At 46.3% G+C, this 22,438-nt stretch carries 18 protein-coding genes; 17 read left to right on the top strand and 1 reads right to left on the bottom strand.

All coding sequences use genetic code 11. From position 1 onward, the window contains the following. The first annotated feature begins 4 nt into the window (after nt 1-4). The 13 genes from ftsL (at nt 5) to lpxC (ending at nt 15,737) form a co-directional block, all read left to right on the top strand. Nucleotides 5-322: a cell division protein FtsL gene (gene ftsL, locus ATB78_RS02905; protein WP_005428577.1), complete on the top strand. Its 318-nt coding sequence runs from the start codon at nt 5-7 to the stop codon at nt 320-322. Beyond that, entirely contained in the window at nt 319-2,124 is a 1,806-nt protein-coding gene (locus ATB78_RS02900; RefSeq protein WP_020194004.1) for a peptidoglycan glycosyltransferase FtsI, read from the top strand. Before ftsL ends, ATB78_RS02900 begins: the two co-directional genes overlap by 4 nt. A gap of 60 nt (nt 2,125-2,184) precedes the next feature. Beyond that, nucleotides 2,185-3,666, top strand: a complete 1,482-nt coding sequence (murE, locus tag ATB78_RS02895) for a UDP-N-acetylmuramoyl-L-alanyl-D-glutamate--2,6-diaminopimelate ligase (RefSeq protein WP_061007771.1) — start codon at nt 2,185-2,187, stop codon at nt 3,664-3,666. Next, nucleotides 3,663-5,027, top strand: a complete 1,365-nt coding sequence (gene murF / locus ATB78_RS02890; RefSeq protein ID WP_061007770.1) for a UDP-N-acetylmuramoyl-tripeptide--D-alanyl-D-alanine ligase — start codon at nt 3,663-3,665, stop codon at nt 5,025-5,027. Before murE ends, murF begins: the two co-directional genes overlap by 4 nt. Then, nucleotides 5,027-6,109, top strand: coding sequence for a phospho-N-acetylmuramoyl-pentapeptide-transferase (gene mraY, locus ATB78_RS02885; RefSeq protein WP_061007769.1), 1,083 nt, complete (start codon nt 5,027-5,029; stop codon nt 6,107-6,109). Before murF ends, mraY begins: the two co-directional genes overlap by 1 nt. A 39-nt stretch (nt 6,110-6,148) precedes the next feature. After that, on the top strand, nt 6,149-7,462 hold the full coding sequence (gene murD, locus ATB78_RS02880) for a UDP-N-acetylmuramoyl-L-alanine--D-glutamate ligase (RefSeq protein ID WP_061007768.1): 1,314 nt from the start codon (nt 6,149-6,151) through the stop codon (nt 7,460-7,462). An 18-nt stretch (nt 7,463-7,480) separates the two neighbouring features. After that, nucleotides 7,481-8,677, top strand: coding sequence for a cell division protein FtsW (gene ftsW, locus ATB78_RS02875; RefSeq protein ID WP_061007767.1), 1,197 nt, complete (start codon nt 7,481-7,483; stop codon nt 8,675-8,677). Beyond that, entirely contained in the window at nt 8,664-9,731 is a 1,068-nt protein-coding gene (gene murG, locus ATB78_RS02870; protein WP_061007766.1) for an undecaprenyldiphospho-muramoylpentapeptide beta-N-acetylglucosaminyltransferase, read from the top strand. The genes ftsW and murG overlap by 14 nt, the downstream gene beginning before the upstream one ends. A gap of 22 nt (nt 9,732-9,753) precedes the next feature. Continuing rightward, nucleotides 9,754-11,211 (top strand): UDP-N-acetylmuramate--L-alanine ligase, encoded by a 1,458-nt coding sequence (gene murC / locus ATB78_RS02865; RefSeq protein WP_038893967.1) that lies wholly within the window; start codon nt 9,754-9,756, stop codon nt 11,209-11,211. A gap of 191 nt (nt 11,212-11,402) precedes the next feature. After that, nucleotides 11,403-12,188 (top strand): cell division protein FtsQ/DivIB, encoded by a 786-nt coding sequence (locus ATB78_RS02860; RefSeq protein ID WP_005436132.1) that lies wholly within the window; start codon nt 11,403-11,405, stop codon nt 12,186-12,188. Continuing rightward, the gene (ftsA, locus tag ATB78_RS02855; protein ID WP_005436133.1) at nt 12,181-13,443 is read left to right on the top strand and encodes a cell division protein FtsA; all 1,263 of its coding nucleotides are present in this window, start codon (nt 12,181-12,183) and stop codon (nt 13,441-13,443) included. Before ATB78_RS02860 ends, ftsA begins: the two co-directional genes overlap by 8 nt. A 30-nt stretch (nt 13,444-13,473) precedes the next feature. Further along, complete coding sequence (gene ftsZ, locus ATB78_RS02850) at nt 13,474-14,718, top strand: cell division protein FtsZ (RefSeq protein WP_005436149.1); 1,245 nt, start codon at nt 13,474-13,476, stop codon at nt 14,716-14,718. 101 nt (nt 14,719-14,819) lie between these two features. Continuing rightward, on the top strand, nt 14,820-15,737 hold the full coding sequence (gene lpxC / locus ATB78_RS02845) for a UDP-3-O-acyl-N-acetylglucosamine deacetylase (protein WP_005436150.1): 918 nt from the start codon (nt 14,820-14,822) through the stop codon (nt 15,735-15,737). A gap of 71 nt (nt 15,738-15,808) precedes the next feature. Here lpxC and ATB78_RS02840 read toward each other — a convergent pair whose 3' ends face one another. Then, complete coding sequence (locus ATB78_RS02840; protein WP_045482257.1) at nt 15,809-16,267, bottom strand: DciA family protein; 459 nt, start codon at nt 16,265-16,267, stop codon at nt 15,809-15,811. 420 nt (nt 16,268-16,687) lie between these two features. Between ATB78_RS02840 and secA the strand changes: the two genes are divergently transcribed. The 4 genes from secA (at nt 16,688) to carA (ending at nt 22,433) form a co-directional block, all read left to right on the top strand. Next, on the top strand, nt 16,688-19,417 hold the full coding sequence (gene secA, locus ATB78_RS02835) for a preprotein translocase subunit SecA (protein ID WP_020194009.1): 2,730 nt from the start codon (nt 16,688-16,690) through the stop codon (nt 19,415-19,417). 73 nt (nt 19,418-19,490) lie between these two features. Further along, nucleotides 19,491-19,889, top strand: coding sequence for an 8-oxo-dGTP diphosphatase MutT (gene mutT, locus ATB78_RS02830; RefSeq protein ID WP_061007765.1), 399 nt, complete (start codon nt 19,491-19,493; stop codon nt 19,887-19,889). 113 nt (nt 19,890-20,002) lie between these two features. Then, nucleotides 20,003-20,812 carry a 4-hydroxy-tetrahydrodipicolinate reductase gene (dapB, locus tag ATB78_RS02825; protein ID WP_005425407.1) on the top strand — a complete coding sequence of 270 codons (810 nt, stop codon included), beginning with the start codon at nt 20,003-20,005 and terminating at the stop codon, nt 20,810-20,812. A gap of 481 nt (nt 20,813-21,293) precedes the next feature. Next, nucleotides 21,294-22,433 (top strand): glutamine-hydrolyzing carbamoyl-phosphate synthase small subunit, encoded by a 1,140-nt coding sequence (gene carA, locus ATB78_RS02820; protein WP_061007764.1) that lies wholly within the window; start codon nt 21,294-21,296, stop codon nt 22,431-22,433. The last annotated feature ends 5 nt before the right edge of the window (nt 22,434-22,438 follow it).

The raw sequence follows: 22,438 nt of genomic DNA, 5'->3' as shown, positions 1-22,438 counted from the left end.
TATTATGACGAAAACCACTCCTAATCTTGCTAAGTTGATTGCGACGGACTTGATTACCGTCGGTCGCTGGTCGTTGTTGTTGATGATACTGATCTTCGCAACTGCAATGGGAGTGGTGTTTGCCACTCATCATGCGCGTCAAGCGATCACTGAAAAAGATCATACATTGGTTGAGCGAGAGCGATTGGACAGCGAATGGCGCAACCTAATGTTGGAAGAAACAGCCCTCGCGGAACACAGTCGCGTTCAAGACTTGGCAAAGAAGGACCTTGAAATGAAACGACCAGATGGCGATAAAGAAGTGGTTATCACGTTAAAATGATTGGAAAAAAAGCCAAATCTAAACAAGGAAATACGCGCAAGCCTGCTGCGAAAGAAAAAAAAGTAGCTGCGGCAAAACCGCAACCCACCAAAGAACCTAAAGAAGCAGAAGTTGTTGAAGAGCCTGAGTCGTTTTTGATTCGCTGGCGCTTTCAGTTACTGCTGTTTTTTGTCTTCTGTGCCTTTGCTCTTCTCGTTGGGCGAGTGGCCTATATTCAAATTATCGAGCCTGATAACCTGATCAAGCAAGGTGACCTTCGTTCTGTCCGCGTTAAAGCTATTCCTTCGGCGCGCGGTATTATTTCTGATCGTAACGGCGAGCCTCTCGCAGTGAGTGTTCCTGTTGAGGCTGTTTGGGCAGACCCTAAGACCATCTTCAAAGAAGGCGCTTTGCAGCAAACTAAGAGCTGGTACGCACTCGCTGATGTACTTGGTTTGGATCGTCAAGGCCTGATCAACAAAATCAAGAAAAACGAAAAGCGCCGCTTTATCTATCTACAACGCCAAGTTAGCCCAGCGATGGCGAACTACATTCGTGAACTCAAACTACCTGGTGTTGGCTTGAAGTCGGAATCTCGTCGTTATTACCCGGCCGGTGAGGTTAGTGCTCACTTAGTTGGTGTAACTGGCATTGATGGCCACGGCCTAGAAGGCGTGGAACGAAGCTATGACGAGTGGTTAACTGGTGCAGCAGGTAAGAAAACCATCCGTAAAGACCGTTATGGGCGTGTGGTAGAAAACATTGCTCTTGAAGAGAAACAAGAAGGTAAACCACTGCAACTGACGATTGACCAGCGCATTCAAGCGGTGGCGTATCGTGCTATCAAGCAGGCTGTAGCCGATCATCGTGCAACATCTGGATCAGTTGTGATTCTTGACGTTAAAACGGGTGCGGTTCTCGCGATGGTGAATGCACCTTCTTACAACCCGAATAACCGCAGTGATTGGCAAAGTTACAAAATGCGTAACCGCGTGATTACTGATTCATTGGAACCTGGCTCAACCATTAAGCCTTTTGTTGTTTTGGCCGCATTAGAAAATGGGGTGGCAGACAAAGATACGATCGTTGATACGGGTAACGGTATTCTTCAACTCGGTGGTAGCCGCGTTCGTGATGCGCCAAAAGTCGGCAAAGCGAGCCTAACTACCATTCTAAAGAAATCGAGTAACATCGGTGTGACTAAGCTGGCGATGCAAATGCCGGTTGAAGCTTTACTTGGCTTGTACAGTTCTGTTGGTCTTGGCGAGCTGTCAGGTTTGAACTTGGTTGGTGAAGTGGTGGGTATTTTCCCGAGCCGCTCACGTTGGTCTCCGATTGAGCGTGCGACTATCTCGTTTGGTTATGGTTTGTCAGTTACGCCAATCCAACTAGCGCATGCCTATGCAACGCTAGGTAACTTGGGCAAGTATGAGCCGATTCATATCATCGAAAGTAACGATAATGACATGGCTCGCCAAGTCGTGAGCAAAGAGAATGCTCGTCTCGTCTTAGACATGCTTGAAACGGTAACGCAAAAAGGCGGCTCTGCTCGTCGTGCTGCGGTTCCAGGTTACCGAGTCGGTGCCAAAACAGGTACTGCGCGTAAGGCAAGTGCAGGTGGCTATAGTGATGAGTACATCAACTATACGGCAGGTGTTGCGCCAGTGAGTGACCCACGTTTAGCGCTTGTGGTTGTGGTTAATGAACCACAAGGTGACGACTACTACGGTGGTTCGGTAGCCTCGCCAGTTTTCTCTGAAATCATGAAAGGCGCACTGCAAATTCTGAACGTTGCCCCTGACGAAAATAAATTCCAACAGTAAGCTTATCCGCGTACTGAGAAACAAAATGAAGAAAGCTGAGCTAATGCTCGGAGAATAAATATGACTAAAGCCATCAGTATGGACACGCTGCTTTCCACTTGGGTCGATTGCCCGAGTTTGTCGTCCATTCTTGTTTCTGAATTGGAACTCGACAGTCGACGAGTTCAATCTGGAACAACCTTTGTAGCTATCATTGGCCATGTTGTGGATGGGCGTAAATTTATCCCAACCGCAATTGAGCAAGGTGCGAATGCGGTGATTGCTCAAGCTTGTGAGCAAAAAGCGCATGGCACGATTGAGATTGTTGATGATGTTCCAGTGATTTACCTTGATGCGCTGGATAAGTGCCTATCTGAAATTGCAGGTCATTTGTATACCTACCCAACGATGGATTTGATTGGTGTCACTGGCACCAACGGCAAAACCACCATCACTCAGCTGATTGCTCAATGGATTGATTTGGTCGGTTCAAAAGCGGCGGTAATGGGAACCACGGGAAATGGCTTTCTCGACAACCTACAAGAAGCTGCGAATACTACGGGCAACGCCGTTGAAATCCAAAAAACACTGTCTTCGCTCGCTGAGCAAAAAGCGCAATACACAGCGCTTGAAGTGTCTTCTCATGGTTTGATTCAAGGTCGCGTTAAGGCGCTGTCTTTTGCTGCTGGTGTGTTTACTAACCTGAGTCGTGACCATCTCGATTACCATGGCACGATGGAAGAATACGCCAATGCTAAGTTAACCCTGTTTACTGAACATCAATGTGGTCACGCTGTTATCAATGTCGATGATGTTGTGGGCGCAGCGTGGGCGAAGCAGTTGAACAACGCGCTTGCCGTATCACTCAAGCCAACAACAGAATTTTCTCAAAGCGTATATGCAAACCACATCGCTTATGCTGAATCTGGCATAACGATTGAGTTTGATGGCAAATTTGGTGAAGGTACTTTGCATGCGCCACTTATCGGAGAGTTCAATGCCGCGAACCTGATGTTGGCATTCACGACGTTACTTAGTCTCGGTTTTAGCAAGCAAGATTTGCTGGCAACAGCAGGTCAATTACGGCCTGTATTTGGTCGTATGGAGCTATTCCGAGCGGATGATAAGGCCAAAGTAGTGGTGGATTACGCCCACACGCCTGACGCGCTAGAAAAAGCGTTGCAAGCATTGCGTGTGCATTGCCAAGGTGAGCTTTGGGCTATCTTCGGCTGTGGTGGTGATCGTGATGCTGGTAAGCGCCCAATGATGGCGGAAATTGCCGAGCGTTTGGGTGACAAAGTGGTATTTACCGATGATAACCCTCGTAGCGAAGATCCAGCGCTTATCATGAAAGACATGTTGGCTGGCCTAACGAAACCAGCTGAGGCGATTGTGCAACATGACCGTTTTAAAGCACTGTCTTACGCACTTGAGCATACCTCTTCGCAAGACATTATCCTTCTGGCGGGTAAAGGCCATGAGGACTACCAAATTTTAAATTCTGGAACCATCCATTACTCTGACCGCGAGTCAGCCATGACACTATTGGGGCTTTCATCATGATCACAGTAACGCTTTCTCAAATTGCGGACATTACTGGCGGTAAATTGCTTGGCAGTGACTCATCTATTGAATCTGTTTCAACCGACACTCGAGCTATCGGGCAAGGCGCTCTGTTTGTTGCTTTGGTTGGAGAGCGTTTTGATGCTCACGATTTTTGCCAACAAGCGATAGAACTCGGTGCTGGTGCTTTGTTGGTACAAAAAATGCTTAATGTGAATGTGCCTCAAGTCGTTGTTGCCGATAGTAAGGTAGCATTAGGTGAAGTGGCAGCTTGGATTCACCAAACGTGCCAAACGCCGACGGTCGCGATCACCGGTAGCTGCGGTAAAACCACCGTGAAAGAGATGGTTGCCACTATTCTACAGCTGAAAGGCAAAGTGCTGTTTACTGCAGGTAACTTCAACAATGACATTGGCGTGCCATTAACCTTGCTACGCTCGCAGCAAGACGATGACTACGCGGTGATTGAGCTAGGTGCAAACCATATTGGTGAAATTGAATACACGACTCAACTGGTTAAGCCTGACATCGCGATAGTAAACAACGTGGCGGCAGCGCACCTAGAAGGGTTCGGGTCTATCGATGGCGTGAAACAAGCTAAAGGTGAAATCTACCAAGGGCTAGCTGCTGGTGGTATTGCAATTGTTAACTTAGACAGCAATGGTGAAGCTAAGTGGGCCCAAGTGTTAGCAGATAAGAAAGTCATTACTTTTTCACAAAATAATACTGACGCAGATTTCTACGCTTCTAACATCGTGTTGAATGCCGCAGGCGAAGCAAGCTTTGACTTACATATCGCAGCAACTTCACAAGAAATTGAACTGTCTCTGGGTATTATTGGTCAACACAACGTGGCGAATGCGATTGCTGCTTCTATCATCGCGTTGCAATTTGGCGCAACCTTAGAAGAGGTTCGTACGGGTCTTAAGCACTTAAACAAGGTCAAGGGCCGTGTTGAAGTGGAAGAGCTTAGCGATAAAGTCAAATTGATTGATGATAGCTACAACGCGAGCGTTCCAGCAATGAAAGCGGCAGTAGATCTGTTGTCGGCTTTTCAGGGACAACGTTGGTTGATTTTAGGCAATATGGCGGAGTTGGGTGAGGAAAGTCTTGCACTTCATCGTCAAGTCGGGGAACATGCTGCCCCACAAAAATTTGAATATGTTCTCACGTATGGTGCGGATGCAAAGGTCATTAGCGAGCTTTGCAGTGGTATCCATTTTGAGACACACCAAGAGATGATTGACTACATCAAGCAGCATCTAGACCAAGCGGATCCTGAACACCACACAATACTGGTAAAAGGCGCGAACGGTGCACGTATGTTTGAAGTCGCTGCTGCTTTGAAGGAGTATTATTAATGATTATTTGGCTTGCCGAGCTGCTACAGCCATACTTATCCTTTTTTCGATTGTTTGAATACCTGTCGTTTCGAGCAATCTTAAGTGTTTTAACCGCTTTAGGGCTCTCACTCTGGATGGGGCCAATTATGATCAAGCGTCTACAGATGCTACAAATTGGTCAGGTTGTTCGCAATGAAGGCCCAGAATCCCACTTTAGCAAGCGTGGCACCCCAACAATGGGAGGTGTTATGATTTTGGCTGCTATCTCTATCACTATTCTTTTATGGGCTGATTTGTCGAACCCATATGTTTGGGCAGTACTGACGGTGCTTCTCGGTTATGGCGCAATCGGTTTTGTCGATGATTATCGTAAAGTTGTGCGTAAGAATACAGATGGTCTTATCGCTCGTTGGAAGTATTTCTGGCAATCACTCATTGCGTTTGTGGTGGCTTTTGCCCTATACGTTTACGGCAAAGACACAGCAGCAACTCAACTTGTCGTGCCGTTCTTTAAAGACATCATGCCGCAACTTGGCTTGATGTATATTATCCTGACTTATTTTGTGATTGTGGGGACCAGTAACGCGGTAAACTTAACTGACGGTCTAGACGGCCTCGCTATTATGCCAACGGTTCTCGTTGCGGCTGGTTTTGCGGTGATTGCATGGGCGACGGGTAACGTTAATTTTTCTGAATACCTTCACATTCCTTACCTACCGCACGCTTCTGAATTAGTTGTGGTGTGTACGGCAATTGTTGGTGCAGGTCTTGGTTTCTTGTGGTTTAACACTTATCCCGCGCAAGTGTTCATGGGCGATGTGGGTTCACTAGCACTCGGTGGTGCGCTTGGCACAATCGCAGTATTGGTTCGTCAAGAGCTAGTACTCGTGATCATGGGCGGTGTATTTGTAATGGAGACACTATCAGTAATTCTACAGGTAGGTTCTTACAAACTGCGTGGTCAGCGTATCTTCCGCATGGCACCGATTCACCACCACTACGAATTAAAAGGTTGGCCAGAGCCTCGCGTAATCGTGCGCTTCTGGATTATTTCTATGGTTCTTGTTCTGATTGGTCTAGCGACACTGAAAGTGCGTTAATCGCACCTTCCAAGAACAAGACAAATTGCGTGATCAAATATGGAACGTTGGCAAAACATACATAAGGTCGTCGTTGTAGGGCTCGGTATTACCGGGCTCTCTGTCGTTAAACACCTTGCAAAAAATCAGCCGCAACTGGCGGTTAAAGTCATCGATACACGTGCGAATCCACCGGGTGCGGAGCGTTTACCTGAGCAGGTAGAGTTGCACAGCGGCAGTTGGAATACACAGTGGTTGGCAGATGCTGACCTAGTGGTGACTAACCCTGGCATCGCACTGGCAAAGCCAGAGATTCAAACCATTATTGCTAAAGGTACACCCGTCGTTGGTGATATCGAACTTTTCGCGTGGGCCGTCGATAAGCCAGTTATTGCGATTACCGGATCTAATGGTAAAAGCACAGTAACAGACCTAACCGGCGTGCTAGCAAAAGCTGCTGGGTTAACGGTCGGTGTTGGTGGCAACATAGGGGTTCCTGCTCTCGATTTGCTAGAGCAAGACGCAGATTTGTATGTACTTGAACTGTCTAGCTTCCAACTAGAAACCACATCAAGCTTGAAGCTTAAAGCGGCGGCGTTTCTAAACCTTTCGGAAGACCACATGGATCGTTATGACGGCATGGCGGACTACCGACAAGCTAAACTGCGCATTTTTGATAACGCAGAACTGGCAGTGGTTAACCGTGATGATCGAGAAACCTTCCCTGAGACTGAAACACCGTTGGTGACGTTTGGTAGTGATGAACAAGCATACGGCCTTGAAGTCGACGGTAACCGAACTTGGCTGCTTGATCATGGGCTGCGTGTGATTGCCAGTGATGAATTGAAGTTGGTTGGTAAGCACAACCTTGCTAACGCACTTGTGGTGCTTGCTTTGCTTAAAGCGGCGGGTGTGGATTATCACAAATCATTGAATGCACTGAAAACTTACACGGGTTTGACACATCGATGCCAAGTGGTTGCGGATAATCGTGGCGTAAAATGGGTGAATGACTCTAAAGCGACCAATATTGCGAGCACTATGGCTGCGCTCTCTGGCCTTGAATCAACGGGTAAACTTTACTTACTCGTTGGTGGTGTCGGAAAAGGTGCGGACTTCACTCCATTAAAACCGATCTTTGCAACGCTGAACCTACAATTGTGCTGCTTCGGTGCAGATGGCGATGAATTTATGCCACTGCATGAATCAGCAACTCGTTTCGACACCATGGAAGATGTGATTCAACAGATATCTTCGCAGTTAAAAACGGGCGATATGGTGATGCTGTCTCCGGCATGTGCTAGCTTTGATCAATTCGACAACTTTATGGCAAGAGGTGACGCATTTGCAGCTCTTGCTGAGAAATACGCATAATTAAAGGTCACACACTTCGTGGGTTTAGGTAACGTTAAACGCAGCATTGGCACTTGGCTTAAGCATCCTGCACCAGAGGCGCTCTTTGATCGTCAACTTGTCTGGATTGCGCTGGGTTTGATGTTAACTGGTTTGGTGATGGTGACATCAGCATCATTCCCGATCAGCTCACGTTTAACGGATCAACCGTTTCACTTCATGTTCCGTCACGCCACTTTCTTGGTGCTGGCGATTGGTGTTTCCTCCGTTATCCTCCAAGTACCTCTAGAGCAATGGTTTAAGAGAAGTCACTACCTTCTATGGATAGCCTTTGGGTTGCTTATTATCGTATTGGTGGCAGGTAAATCGGTTAACGGCGCATCCCGCTGGATACCGCTTGGCCTTTTCAATTTGCAGCCTGCCGAGGTGGCGAAGCTCTCCTTGTTTGTCTTTATGTCCGGTTATCTGGTGCGTAAGCAAGATGAAGTGCGCCAAACCTTCTTCGGCGGTTTTATGAAGCCGATAATGGTATTCGCCTTCTTCGCCGTGTTGCTTCTAGGGCAGCCCGATTTAGGTACCGTAGTCGTAATGTTGGTGACCTTGTTCGGTATGCTATTCATTGCCGGCGCTAAACTGACGCAATTCTTAGCTCTGATGATTGCCGGTATTGGTGCCGTAGTTGGCCTCATCTTGGTCGAGCCATATCGTATTCGCCGTGTGACGTCATTCTTAGACCCTTGGGAAGACCCATTCGGCAGCGGTTATCAGCTCACTCAGTCACTCATGGCGTTTGGTCGTGGTGAATGGTTTGGTCAAGGTCTCGGTAACTCAATTCAAAAACTCGAATATCTACCAGAAGCACACACTGACTTCGTATTTGCGGTGCTAGCAGAAGAGCTTGGCTTTGTCGGCGTAGTATTGGTGTTGATGCTGATCTTCAGCTTGGTACTTAAAGCCGTTTACATCGGCAAGCGCGCTTTTGATGAAGGCGAAATGTTTGGTGGTTACCTCGGATTTGGCATCGGTATTTGGTTTGCTTTTCAGACTTTGGTTAACGTCGGCGCAGCTGCCGGTATCGTTCCGACCAAAGGTCTTACTCTACCGCTGATCAGTTACGGTGGTTCGAGTCTTATTATCATGTCCGTGGCAGTATCTATCTTGCTGCGAATCGATCACGAGTGCCGCTTAAAGCGCGGTCAGAAAGAATCAGAACAACAAATCGATGAAGAAAAATAAACGTTTGATGGTGATGGCTGGTGGTACTGGCGGTCACGTGTTCCCAGGTCTTGCGGTAGCGAAACAGCTACAAGAACAAGGTTGGGAGATTCGCTGGTTAGGCACCGCGGATAGAATGGAAGCGGATTTAGTGCCAAAACACGGCATTGAAATCGACTTTATCAAAGTAAAAGGTCTACGAGGTCAAGGCGTTAAACGTCTTCTTGCGGCACCATTTCAAATTATCAATGCCATCATGCAGGCTCGTGCGCACATGAAACGCTGGCAGCCAGACGCAGTGCTTGGCATGGGCGGTTATGTGAGTGGTCCTGGTGGTATTGCCGCTTGGATGAGTGGCATTCCTGTTGTTCTGCATGAGCAAAATGCGGTAGCAGGTTTAACGAACCAATGGCTATCAAAAATCGCTAAGAAGGTTTTTCAGGCTTTCCCGGGCGCCTTTCCAAATGCTGAAGTGGTTGGTAACCCAGTTCGTGAAGACGTGACTCAATTAGCTGCGCCAATCGAGCGCATGCAAGAACGCCAAGGTCAAATTCGTATTTTGGTGATGGGCGGCAGCCAAGGCGCACGCATTCTTAACCAAACTCTGCCAGAAGTGATGGCAAAATTGGGCGATGATTACTGTATTCGTCATCAAGCGGGCAAAGGCTCCGCTGAAGAGGTGAACGCAGCATACCAAGCTAATGGTGTGGTAAATGCAGAAGCAACGGAGTTCATTGATGATGTGGCAGAAGCTTACGCATGGGCTGACCTTTTAGTTTGTCGCTCTGGAGCGTTAACCGTTTCTGAAGTATCAGCAGCAGGTGTAGGCGCTATTTTTGTTCCGTTTATGCATAAAGACCGCCAGCAGGCACTGAATGCTGACCACTTAGTGGATTGCGGCGCGGCGAAAATGATTGAACAACCAGATTTAACCGTTGAGTCACTGACTCAGCAGATCCAACAATTGGATCGACAAGCTTTACTTACAATGGCTGAGCAAGCGCGTGGCGCTGCAAAATTGAATGCTGACCGAGTTGTCGCACAAGCCATTGTCGCTTTGACCGAAAAGCGTTAACGAATTATTGAGAATAGAATTGATGACAATCCAACATACACAAGACTTAGCTCAGATTCGCGCAATGGTGCCAGAGATGCGCCGCGTGAAATCCATCCACTTCATCGGTATTGGTGGTGCGGGCATGAGCGGCATTGCAGAAGTGCTGTTGAACGAAGGCTACCAAATCACAGGTTCTGACCTATCAGAGAACCCAGTGACAGAGCGTTTGGTATCAAAAGGTGCAACCGTATTTATCGGCCACCAAGCGAGCAATGTAGAAAAAGCCAGTGTGGTTGTTGTGTCAACGGCGATCAACGAAGAAAACCCAGAAGTGATGGCGGCACGTGAATTACGTATCCCAATCGTACGCCGCGCAGAGATGTTGGCTGAATTGATGCGATTCCGTCACGGTATTGCTGTCGCAGGTACACACGGCAAAACGACGACGACCGCTCTTGTCACTCAGATCTATTCTGAAGCAGGCCTTGATCCAACGTTTGTAAACGGTGGTCTGGTAAAGAGCGCGGGTACAAATGCGCGCCTAGGTTCTAGCCGAATTTTGATTGCTGAAGCAGACGAAAGTGATGCTTCATTCTTGCACCTTCAACCTATGGTGAGCATCGTAACAAACATCGAAGCTGACCACATGGATACTTACGGTGGTGACTTTGAAACCTTGAAGCAAACCTTCATCGATTTCCTTCACAACCTACCGTTTTATGGTCAAGCGATTGTGTGCATCGACGATCCTGTGATTCGTGAGCTGATTCCGCGTATTAGCCGCCAAGTGATTACTTACGGTTTCTCCGAGGATGCTGACGTACGTATCGAGAATTACCATCAAGAAGGCCAGCAAGGCAAATTCACCGTGGTACGAGAAGGTCGCGCGAATCTGGATATCACACTAAACATCCCTGGTCGTCACAATGCACTCAATGCATCAGCAGCGATTGCCGTAGCGACAGAAGACGACATCAGTGATGAAGCAATCTTAAAAGCAATGGCTGGTACTCAAGGTACAGGTCGTCGTTTTGATCATTTAGGCGAGTTTGATACTGGCAACGGCAATGCAATGCTTGTTGATGACTACGGTCACCACCCAACAGAAGTGGACGTAACCATTAATGCTGCGCGCAGTGGATGGCAAGACAAGCGTTTGGTGATGATTTTCCAGCCGCACCGTTATAGCCGAACTCGTGATTTATACGATGACTTTGCGAATGTACTTGAGCAGGTAGACGTTCTCATCATGTTGGATGTTTACGCGGCTGGTGAAAAGCCAATTGCAGGCGCTGATGGTCGTGCTTTATGCCGAACTATTCGCAGTCGTGGGAAGGTGGATCCAATTTTTGTTCCTGAAATAGAGCAATTGCCTTCAGTTTTAGCTAACGTTATACAAGACGGCGACCTGATTTTGACGCAAGGCGCGGGTGATGTCGGTAAAGTAGCGAAGCAACTTGCAGCACTTGAATTAAACATTAACAAGATGCTCGGCTAACAGCGACGATTGACGCAAAGCACAGAGAAAGACCTAGATCTCGATTTTGCGTCAAGAACGTTGTGATTTATCGCTATCAGTGTTTGATAGTTTACAAGAGCTCAGTATAATCCCAAGGTTAAAGTCAATACTTTTGCCGATGTTAGCTAAATCGGTGAAAAGTACAGGACAAAAGTCAGGAAACGAAGACGTTGTTGAATATTGCACTGAATGAAGAGCGACTTAACACGGACAATAACCGTGGTCGCCAAGATAAAATTTTAGGTGCGCTATTTTTCGTTGTCGTGGTGACCTTAATTAGTTCTGTTTTGTACTCAGCGATCAGTTGGATGTGGGATGACCAAAGGTTACCTCTCTCCAAAATTGTGCTTCAAGGTAAATTGGAGTACGTCACTGCAGACGATGTTCAAGCGGCGTTTAGCCAGATTGATCATATCGGCACTTTTATGTCGCAAGACATTGATGTGCTGCAGCATAGTGTAGAAGCCATTCCTTGGGTTGCGCATGCCGCGATTCGCAAGCAGTGGCCGGACACGGTAAAAGTATTTTTGACAGAACATCGCCCTGTAGCCATCTGGAATGGCAACGAACTGTTAGACAATAATGGTTTGGTATTCGAAGGCGATGTCGGCCTGCTAAAGGAAGAGAAAGTTAAGTTATATGGACCCAATGAAACCGGGCCGGAAGTCTTGCAAACCTATCGCGAACTCCGACCTAAGTTCCAAACATTGGGTCTAGCTATATCGTCTCTGGTATTAAACGAGCGACGAGCTTGGCAAATCATCCTTGATAACGGTATTCGACTAGAGCTCGGTAAAGAGTCTCTGGATGAGCGTATAGAGCGTTTTTTCTCGCTTTATAACAAGCTTGGCAGTGACACTCAAAGAATCAGTTATATCGATCTTAGGTACGATACTGGAGCCGCCGTTGGGTGGTTTCCTGAACATGAGTTAGAACAAGAGAGTACGAATGACTAAGGCCGCTGATGACAACATTATTGTTGGTCTTGATATAGGCACTGCAACCGTATCAGCTCTAGTGGGTGAGATTCTACCGGATGGCCAAATAAATATTATTGGTGCGGGTAGCAGCCCTTCACGTGGCATGGACAAAGGCGGCGTGAATGATTTGGAGTCGGTTGTAAAATCAGTACAACGCGCAGTTGATCAAGCTGAGTTAATGGCGGAATGCCAAATCAGCCGAGTATTCATTTCGTTGTCTGGTAAGCATATCGCAAGCCGAATTGAAAAAGGCATGGGCACTATATCGGACGAGGAAGTTTCTCAAGAAGATATGGATCGCGCTATCCATACTGCAAAATCGATTAAAATCGGTGATGAACAGCGAATCCTTCATGTGATTCCGCAAGAGTTCACCATCGACTACCAAGAGGGCATTAAAAACCCGCTTGGTTTATCAGGAGTGAGAATGGAAGTGAGTGTCCATTTGATCTCATGCCATAATGATATGGCACGCAATATTATTAAGGCAGTAGAACGCTGCGGCCTTAAAGTAGAGCAACTTGTGTTTTCTGGGCTTGCTGCAAGTAATGCGGTAATTACCGAGGACGAAAGAGAGCTTGGGGTTTGTGTAGTCGATATCGGCGCTGGTACGATGGATGTTTCTATCTGGACCGGTGGTGCGTTACGTCACACTGAAGTATTTTCTTACGCAGGAAATGCGGTAACTAGCGATATTGCCTTTGCTTTTGGTACGCCAGTGAGCGATGCTGAAGAAATAAAAGTCAAATATGGCTGTGCCTTGAGTGAACTAGTCAGTAAGGATGACACGGTTAACGTTCCAAGCGTGGGTGGCCGACCTTCACGTAGTCTGCAACGTCAGACTTTGTCAGAAGTGATTGAGCCGCGATACTCAGAGCTTATGGGACTGGTTAACCAAACTATCGACTCTGTACAAGCGAAATTGCGCGAAGAGGGCATCAAGCACCATCTCGCCGCGGGTGTAGTTCTCACCGGCGGTGCTGCGCAAATCGAAGGAGTGGTAGAATGTGCGGAACGCGTATTCCGCAACCAAGTAAGGGTCGGCAAACCGCTCGAAGTCAGCGGCTTAACTGACTATGTAAAAGAGCCGTACCATTCTACGGCAGTTGGATTACTTCATTACGCAAGAGACATGCAGTCTAGCGACGATAGCGATTATAATGAACCTAAGCGCTCATCTGTTACTGGCTTTTTCGGTAAATTGCGTAATTGGATACAAAAAGAGTTTTAACCTGAGTTGCAGGATAAACGGAGACAACACATGTTTGAACCGATGATGGAAATGTCTGACGATGCAGTAATCAAGGTCGTTGGAGTTGGTGGCGGCGGTGGTAACGCTGTTGAACACATGGTGCGTGAATCCATCGAAGGTGTGGAATTCATCAGCGTCAACACTGATGCGCAAGCACTTCGTAAGACAAGCGTTGGCAATGTCATTCAGATTGGTGGTGATATCACTAAAGGTCTGGGTGCAGGTGCGAATCCACAGGTCGGCCGTGAGGCAGCTCTCGAAGACAGAGATCGAATTAAAGATTCCCTAACTGGTGCCGATATGGTGTTTATCGCAGCTGGTATGGGTGGTGGTACAGGTACTGGTGCAGCACCTGTTATTGCTGAAGTAGCTAAAGAGCTTGGCATTCTTACTGTTGCGGTAGTAACAAAACCGTTCAGCTTTGAAGGCAAAAAACGTTTGGCATTTGCTGAGCAAGGTATCGACGAGCTGTCTAAGCACGTTGACTCTTTGATCACGATTCCAAACGAGAAGCTGCTTAAAGTACTTGGTCGTGGTGTAACACTGCTAGAAGCATTTGCAAGCGCGAACGACGTTCTTAAGAACGCGGTTCAAGGTATTGCAGAGCTAATCACTCGTCCTGGCATGATCAACGTCGACTTCGCAGACGTACGTACTGTGATGTCTGAGATGGGTCATGCAATGATGGGTAGCGGCATCGCGAAAGGCGAAGATCGTGCGGAAGAAGCAGCAGAAATGGCAATTTCTAGCCCGCTTCTAGAAGATATCGATCTAGCAGGCGCTCGTGGTGTTCTTGTTAACATCACTGCTGGTTTGGACATGCGTCTGGACGAGTTTGAGACAGTGGGTAACACAGTGAAAGCATTTGCTTCTGACAATGCGACAGTGGTTATCGGTACTTCTCTAGACCCAGATATGACTGACGAAATCCGTGTAACAGTTGTTGCGACGGGTATCGGCAACGAGAAAAAACCAGACATCACGCTAGTTGCGGGTGGCAAAGCGAAAGTAGCTCCAACAGCTGCTCCGCAAACTCAACCACAACAGCAAGCTGCAGCGCCACAAGCTGAAGAGAAACCGGCACAGACCTTGCAAACTACTCCAGTGCAAGAGAAGCCACAGGTAACTCCTCAGCCGACAAACACAGTTTCATCTCCTGCTTCTTCTGCGAGCCAAAGCTCTGCAGCACCAAAGCAAGAGAAAGAAAGCGGTTATTTAGATATACCGGCATTTTTGCGTCGTCAGGCTGATTAATCTTTAACCCATAAATTTGACATAGCTCAAAATTATGGTAGCATTCACGGTCGACGTTACAGACGGCCGTGTTTTGTAGCATATTTTAGAGAGGCAAGCAGATGATCAGACAACGTACTCTGAAAGAAATAGTGAAAACAACTGGTGTGGGTCTCCACTCTGGTCGTAAAGTCACACTTACTCTGCGCCCAGCTGCTGCTAATACAGGTATCATTTACCGTCGTACAGATGTAAACCCACCTGTAGATTTCCCAGCTGATCCTGCGTCTGTTCGTGACACTATGCTATGTACAGCACTAGTGAACGACGAAGGCGTGCGTATTTCAACTGTTGAACACTTGAACGCGGCACTTGCTGGTATGGGCATCGACAACATTATTGTTGAAGTTGACGCACCTGAAATTCCAATCATGGATGGTAGCGCTAGCCCATTCGTATACTTGCTACAACAAGCAGGTATCGAAACGCAAAATGCACCTAAGCGGTTTATCCGTATTAAGAAACCAGTTCGTTTTGAAGATGGCGATAAGTGGGCAGAGTTTGTTCCATTTAACGGCTTCCGTATGGACTTCGAAATTGAATTCAACCACCCTGCGATCGAATCAGACGAGCAACGTCTTCTGTTTGACTTCTCATCTCAAGGTTTCGTTCGCGAGATCTCTCGTGCACGTACGTTTGGTTTCATGCGTGATATCGAATATCTACAATCTCAGAACCTAGTTCTTGGTGGTAGCTTTGATAACGCAATCGTACTGGATGATTACCGTATTCTTAATGAAGAAGGTCTACGCTTTGATAATGAGTTTGTTACTCACAAAGTATTGGACGCGATTGGTGACCTTTACATGTGTGGTCACGCAATTATCGGTGAATTCCGTGCGTTCAAATCAGGCCATGGTCTAAACAACCAACTTCTGCGTGCTGTTCTTGCAGATCAAGAAGCATGGGAATGGACAACATTCGAAGAAGAAGAAGGTTCACCAGTTGCTTTTGCACAACCAAACATGGTTCTAGCGTAAAATACGCCAACGCAAACAAATTAAAAAAAGCCAGGCAATGCCTGGCTTTTTAGTATCTGAAACTTTTTTATCTATTTTTCGCTTTTCTTTTCTGCCATATCGGCAAGGCGTTTCAAACGTTCTTGGATCTTTGGTGGCGCCATATCAGCAATGATTAACAACGAGTTTGCCGCCGATTCAGTTAATGGTGGACGCTTAGGTTTGTTCTCTTGCTCAAACCGATTACGGTATAAAGACGGATTAATCCGAACTTCCACACTCATCAATTTGGCAAAACCTTGCGTTCGCAATTTGTTTAGGATCATTAGTCGATCGTAGTCGATCTTCATTTTGATCGCAGCACTCGATACATCAATCAATAAATGACCATTACGCACATTCGCTACTCGGCAATGATCTGCCGTTCCTTTTGGTAAGATCTCTTGAACGGCTTGGTTCAGCTGTAGGATCTCTCCAGCATGCTCTTGAATCTGTTTAAATTGAGATTCAGCAATAAGATCGTCTGTTGAGGTTGGGCGATGATCACGCATAGGTAAAATCTAATTTTGTTGAGATATTGGTATTCTAGAGCAGCTTTCTGCTTAGGTATAGTTTACATTATGGCCTTTATTTTCAGTTCAGCCTGACAATTTGGGTTTAGCAAGTTAAAGCGGATTGTTTTGAAAATGCTGACTTTACGTCTTGGGCCTTATGCAATACTGGCTAATCCGCCATCAGTTTGTCTAAAAACTTACGAGTGCTTCAAACAAATACGTCTATTTATGGTTGTATCGATGAAAAATCCTTACACTAAGCCACATTGATTCAAAATTTAGCCTTGAAATATGGATGTTTGAACTCAATATCTTTGATAAATGATTTATCTCAGTATTCTTAGTTCCAAACTGGCAGAGACTGAAGGCATTACGAGTAGATCGGGAACGGTCTGATTAAAGAGAGATTCACGAAAAATGATAGCTAAGCTACTGACAAAAGTAATTGGCAGTCGCAACGACCGAACACTGCGCCGCCTTAGAAAAATTGTAAAAGAGATCAATAACTACGAACCAACGTTCGAAGCACTTTCAGATGAAGAGCTAAAAGCTAAAACTGTTGAGTTCCGTGAACGCCTAGAGCAAGGCGAAACTCTTGATAAGCTACTTCCAGAAGCTTTTGCTACTGTTCGTGAAGCATCTAAGCGTGTTTACGGTATGCGTCACTTCGACGTTCAGCTTATCGGTGGTATGGTACTGAACGGTGGCCAAATCGCGGAAATGCGTACTGGTGAAGGTAAAACTCTAACTGCAACCCTTCCAGCTTACCTAAACGCACTTCCAGGTAAAGGTGTACACGTAGTAACGGTGAACGATTACCTAGCAACACGTGATGCTGAGACAAACCGTCCACTATTTGAATTCTTAGGTATGACCGTTGGCGTGAACGTGCCAAACATGCCTCCTCAAGCGAAAAAAGAAGCTTACCAAGCTGATATCCTATACGGAACAAACAACGAGTTTGGCTTTGACTACCTACGTGACAACATGGCTTTCCGCAATGAAGATCGTGTTCAACGTGAGCGCTTCTTCGCTGTAGTCGATGAGGTGGACTCAATCCTTATCGATGAAGCTCGTACCCCACTGATTATCTCTGGTCCTGCTGAAGATAGCTCAGAACTATATACTCGTATCAACCTACTTATTCCACATCTGCAAAAGCAAGATAAAGAAGACTCTGAAGAGTACCGCGGTGACGGTCACTACACAGTTGACGAGAAATCTAAGCAAGTTCACTTAACAGAAACGGGTCAAGAATTCGTTGAAGAACTGATGGTGAAAAATGGTCTGATGGAAGAGGGTGATACACTTTACTCTCCAACTAACATCAGCCTGCTGCACCACGTGAACGCAGCACTTCGTGCACACGTATTGTTCGAGCGCAACGTAGATTACATCGTCAATGATGACGGTGAAGTGGTTATCGTTGATGAACATACCGGTCGTACAATGGCTGGTCGTCGTTGGTCTGAAGGTCTTCACCAAGCGGTTGAAGCGAAAGAAGGCGTTAAGATTCAAAACGAAAACCAAACGCTGGCTTCGATTACTTTCCAGAACTACTTCCGTCTATACGAAAAACTGTCAGGCATGACAGGTACAGCGGATACAGAAGCATTCGAATTCCAATCGATTTACGGTCTTGAAACGGTGGTTATCCCAACCAACAAACCTATGATCCGTAACGATATGCCAGACGTGGTTTACCGTACTGAAGCTGAGAAATTTGCTGCAATCATCGAAGACATCAAAGAGCGCGTAGAGAAAGGTCAACCATCTCTAGTGGGTACGGTTTCTATTGAGAAATCAGAGCTTCTTTCTAATGCACTTAAGAAAGCGAAGATTAAACACAACGTACTAAACGCTAAGTTCCACGAACGCGAAGCTGAGATCGTTGCAGAAGCTGGTACGCCTGGTGCGGTAACTATCGCAACTAACATGGCTGGTCGTGGTACCGATATCGTGTTGGGTGGTAGCTGGCAAGCGAAAGTAGAAGCGCTTCAAGATCCAACCAAAGAACAGATCGATGCTATCAAAGCTGAGTGGAAACAAGTTCACGATCAAGTACTAGAAGCTGGTGGTCTACACATCATCGGTACTGAGCGTCACGAATCTCGCCGTATCGATAACCAGCTACGTGGCCGTTCTGGTCGTCAAGGTGACGCAGGTTCATCTCGTTTCTACCTATCAATGGAAGATTCACTACTGCGTATCTTTACTTCGGACCGTATGGCTAGCCTTATCCAAAGCGGTATGGAAGAAGGTGAAGCGATCGAATCTAAGATGTTGTCTCGTTCAATCGAAAAAGCACAGCGTAAAGTGGAAGGTCGTAACTTCGATATCCGTAAACAGCTTCTTGAATACGATGACGTGGCGAACGATCAACGTAAAGTGGTTTACGAATTGCGTGATGAGCTAATGAGTGTTGACGACATTAGCGACATGATCGAGCAAAACCGTGAAGATGTTGTTACTGCGATCATCGATGAATACATTCCACCACAATCTCTAGAAGATATGTGGGATGTGGAAGGTCTTCAAGAGCGCTTGAAGGCAGACTTCGATCTAGATGCGCCTATTAAGCAATGGCTTGAGGAAGACGACAAGCTATACGAAGAAGCGTTACGTGAGAAGATCATCAACCTAGCAGTTGAAGTCTACAAAGCGAAAGAAGAAGTTGTGGGTGCACAAGTGCTTCGTAACTTTGAGAAGTCAGTTATGCTTCAAACGCTAGACACGCTTTGGAAAGAGCACCTAGCGGCAATGGATCACCTACGTCAAGGTATTCACCTACGTGGCTACGCGCAGAAGAACCCGAAACAAGAGTACAAGCGTGAATCGTTTGAACTGTTTGAAGGTCTACTAGAAGCGCTGAAAACAGACGTTATCACTGTTCTATCTCGTGTTCGAGTTCAACAACAAGAAGAAGTTGAGCGTATGGAAGAGCAACGTCGCGCACAAGCTGAAGAAGCAGCTCGTCGTGCACAAGCTCAACACGCGGCAGCACAGAACCCACTTTCGGAAGGTGAAGAATCGGAAGAAGGCTCTAACCAACCAATGGTTCGTGAAGAGCGTAAAGTGGGTCGTAATGAGCCTTGTCCATGTGGCAGCGGCAAAAAGTACAAGCAATGCCACGGTAAAATTGACTAATACAGTCTGAAAACATAAATAAAGAGTCGCTTAGGCGGCTCTTTTTGTATCGATAGATCTAGGAACGAATCTAATGAAAAGAATTCACATTGTTGCGGCGATCATCTTTAACCAAGACAAGTCGCAAATCTTCATCACCAAACGCCCAAGCGACAAACACAAAGGTGGTTTTTGGGAATTCCCTGGCGGCAAAGTTGAGCAAGGTGAAAGTGTTGAGCAAGCGATGATTCGTGAGCTTGAGGAAGAGATTGGTATTACCGTCACTGAACAAGCTTTGTTTGAGCATTTGGAATACGACTATCCAGACAAGTCTTTGAAGTTTGATTTTATGATCGTTTCACATTTCGAGAATCAACCTTATGGTCGCGAAGGCCAAGAAGGACGCTGGGTCGATATCAATGCTATGCCTGATTACACCTTCCCTGAAGCAAATGTGCCGATCCTTGAACGAGTGGTAAAAGAGTTTTCCTAACTCACCGCGAACTGTCTTGTGGTTAACACGGGATATTGTTAGTTTAAAAAGATACAGCGAAACGAGAGAAGACGAGGTAAGCCTCGTTTATCCAGAGAAGGAGAATAAGCGCAATGGTTCGTATTGCAATCGCAGGAGCTGCCGGCCGTATGGGTCGCAACCTAGTTAAAGCATCACATATCAATCCAGAAGCATCCGTTACTGCTGGTTCTGAACGTCCAGAATCGTCTCTAGTTGGTGTTGATGTAGGTGAACTGTGTGGTGAAGGTAAGTTTGATGTCTTTCTGACGGATGATTTAGCCAAGGAAGTCGACAACTTTGACGTTGTAATCGATTTTACTGCTCCAGTGAGCACGTTAGCGAATCTAGAGCTGTGTAAACAACATGGTAAGAGCATTGTCATCGGTACTACGGGCTTTAGTGAAGAAGAACGTGACCTGATTGATGAAGCAGCAAAGCAAATTCCTGTTGTTATGGCTCCGAACTACTCTGTAGGTGTGAACCTAGTCTTTAAGCTTCTTGAAAAAGCAGCCAAAGTGATGGGCGATTACTGTGATATAGAAATCGTAGAAGCGCATCACCGTCATAAAGTTGATGCTCCGTCTGGTACCGCGATTGGTATGGGTGAAGCCATTGCTGGCGCGATGGGTAACAAGTTGAGTGACGTTGCGGTATATGCACGTGAAGGTATCACGGGCGAACGTACGAAAGATGAGATCGGTTTCGCGACTATTCGCGCTGGTGATATCGTCGGTGAGCATACTGCAATGTTTGCTGATATCGGTGAGCGTGTCGAAATTACCCACAAAGCAACGGATCGTATGACCTTTGCTAATGGTGCTGTAAAGGCCGCAGTTTGGTTACATTCTAAACCAGCTGGCTTCTACACCATGACCGATGTCCTCGGGTTAAATGAGCTTTAGTTACATAATTATTCGCCGGCGTAAGCCGGCTTTTTTGTATTTGAAGGAAATTATGTAAATAAAATGAGCATGTCATAGGGAGTTAATATCGACACTTTCCTTGTTGTTTTGGGTGTTTGGTGTGATGATTTTGTTGTAATGCTCAAAAGTGAGAGTTGAATTTGCCGGATGAACGTTTGCGCAAAAATCTCGCAAAATTTTGTGATCTGCAATAAGTTCAAATTTGTAAAATTCACAAAAAAGTCATGGTAAGTGACATGTAGATAGGTAAAACTTACTTTTTTAGGGCTTTTTCTGTTGAAATGCCCTTACTCGCTAGAAAGTAATAATTTATTTTTCAATGTGTGTTGACAGTTTCCAAGTCCGTCTTTAGAATACCGCCAATTTGTCAAAAATACCTGTTTATGTAAATAATCAAGGTAAAGGAAGGCAAATTTGCAGCTTAATTTATTTTTTATGCATTTTTATTCTGGAGGTTGTCTTGGGTAAATTAGCACTGTTAGTCCTAGAAGATGGGACAGTGTTCCGCGGTGTTTCCATTGGAGCAGATGGTATTTCCGTTGGTGAAGTTGTTTTTAATACCTCGATGACGGGGTACCAAGAAATTCTCACTGATCCTTCCTATTCTCAACAAATCGTTACTCTTACTTATCCTCACATTGGCAATACCGGAACCAATTCCGAAGACGAAGAATCTTCTTACATCCACGCACAAGGCCTTGTGATTCGCGATCTCCCTCTTATCGCTTCTAACTTCCGTAATGAACAATCCCTTTCTGATTACCTCAAGTCGCAAAACATCGTCGGCATTGCAGACATCGACACGCGTAAGCTAACTCGTATCCTGCGTGAAAAAGGTGCTCAAAACGGTTGTATCGTAGCTGGTAACAATCTAGACGAAGCTTTGGCACTAGCGAAAGCAAAAGAATTCCCTGGTTTGAAAGGAATGGATCTTGCGAAAGAGGTTACAACAAAAGAAGCGTATCAATGGAAACAAGGTTCGTGGACGCTTGAGAGTGGACTTCCAGAAGCGAAAGACGACAGCGAATTGCCATATCACGTTGTTGCCTACGACTTCGGCGCAAAACGTAACATCCTGCGCATGTTGGTTGACCGAGGCTGCCGCCTAACGGTTGTTCCTGCTGAAACTTCAGCAGAAGACGTTCTGGCTCTAAACCCAGATGGCGTTTTCCTATCAAACGGCCCTGGTGACCCAGAACCATGTACTTACGCGATTGAAGCGACAAAAGTATTCCTAGAAAAAGGCCTACCAATCTTTGGTATCTGTCTAGGCCACCAAATCCTTGCGCTAGCATCGGGTGCACAAACAGTGAAAATGAAGTTTGGTCACCACGGCGCAAACCACCCAGTAAAAGATTTGGAGCGTAATGTTGTGATGATTACGTCGCAGAACCACGGTTTTGCAGCAGACGAAGCAACACTACCTGAAAATCTACGTGCTACTCACGTATCGCTATTTGATGGCTCTCTACAAGGTATTCACCGCACAGACAAGCCAGCATTTAGCTTCCAAGGTCACCCTGAAGCGAGCCCAGGTCCACACGACGCGGCACCGCTATTTGACCACTTTATCGAACTAATCAAAAAACACAGCGCTTAATTCGG

It is taken from the genome of Vibrio sp. CUB2 (assembly GCF_001557945.1).
GTDB lineage: Bacteria > Pseudomonadota > Gammaproteobacteria > Enterobacterales > Vibrionaceae > Vibrio > Vibrio owensii.
This window is presented reverse-complemented; position numbering and strand designations above follow the sequence as displayed.

What these genes read in the sequence shown, in the direction of transcription:
- mutT (WP_061007765.1), top strand. Translation starts at nt 19,491, where the DNA reads ATGAAAAGAATTCACATTGTTGCGGCGATCATCTTTAACCAAGACAAG.
- murG (WP_061007766.1), top strand. Translation starts at nt 8,664, where the DNA reads ATGAAGAAAAATAAACGTTTGATGGTGATGGCTGGTGGTACTGGCGGT.
- secA (WP_020194009.1), top strand. Translation starts at nt 16,688, where the DNA reads ATGATAGCTAAGCTACTGACAAAAGTAATTGGCAGTCGCAACGACCGA.
- murD (WP_061007768.1), top strand. Translation starts at nt 6,149, where the DNA reads ATGGAACGTTGGCAAAACATACATAAGGTCGTCGTTGTAGGGCTCGGT.
- murF (WP_061007770.1), top strand. Translation starts at nt 3,663, where the DNA reads ATGATCACAGTAACGCTTTCTCAAATTGCGGACATTACTGGCGGTAAA.
- ATB78_RS02900 (WP_020194004.1), top strand. Translation starts at nt 319, where the DNA reads ATGATTGGAAAAAAAGCCAAATCTAAACAAGGAAATACGCGCAAGCCT.
- murE (WP_061007771.1), top strand. Translation starts at nt 2,185, where the DNA reads ATGACTAAAGCCATCAGTATGGACACGCTGCTTTCCACTTGGGTCGAT.
- mraY (WP_061007769.1), top strand. Translation starts at nt 5,027, where the DNA reads ATGATTATTTGGCTTGCCGAGCTGCTACAGCCATACTTATCCTTTTTT.
- ftsA (WP_005436133.1), top strand. Translation starts at nt 12,181, where the DNA reads ATGACTAAGGCCGCTGATGACAACATTATTGTTGGTCTTGATATAGGC.
- dapB (WP_005425407.1), top strand. Translation starts at nt 20,003, where the DNA reads ATGGTTCGTATTGCAATCGCAGGAGCTGCCGGCCGTATGGGTCGCAAC.
- ATB78_RS02840 (WP_045482257.1), bottom strand. Translation starts at nt 16,267, where the DNA reads ATGCGTGATCATCGCCCAACCTCAACAGACGATCTTATTGCTGAATCT.
- murC (WP_038893967.1), top strand. Translation starts at nt 9,754, where the DNA reads ATGACAATCCAACATACACAAGACTTAGCTCAGATTCGCGCAATGGTG.
- ftsZ (WP_005436149.1), top strand. Translation starts at nt 13,474, where the DNA reads ATGTTTGAACCGATGATGGAAATGTCTGACGATGCAGTAATCAAGGTC.
- ftsL (WP_005428577.1), top strand. Translation starts at nt 5, where the DNA reads ATGACGAAAACCACTCCTAATCTTGCTAAGTTGATTGCGACGGACTTG.
- lpxC (WP_005436150.1), top strand. Translation starts at nt 14,820, where the DNA reads ATGATCAGACAACGTACTCTGAAAGAAATAGTGAAAACAACTGGTGTG.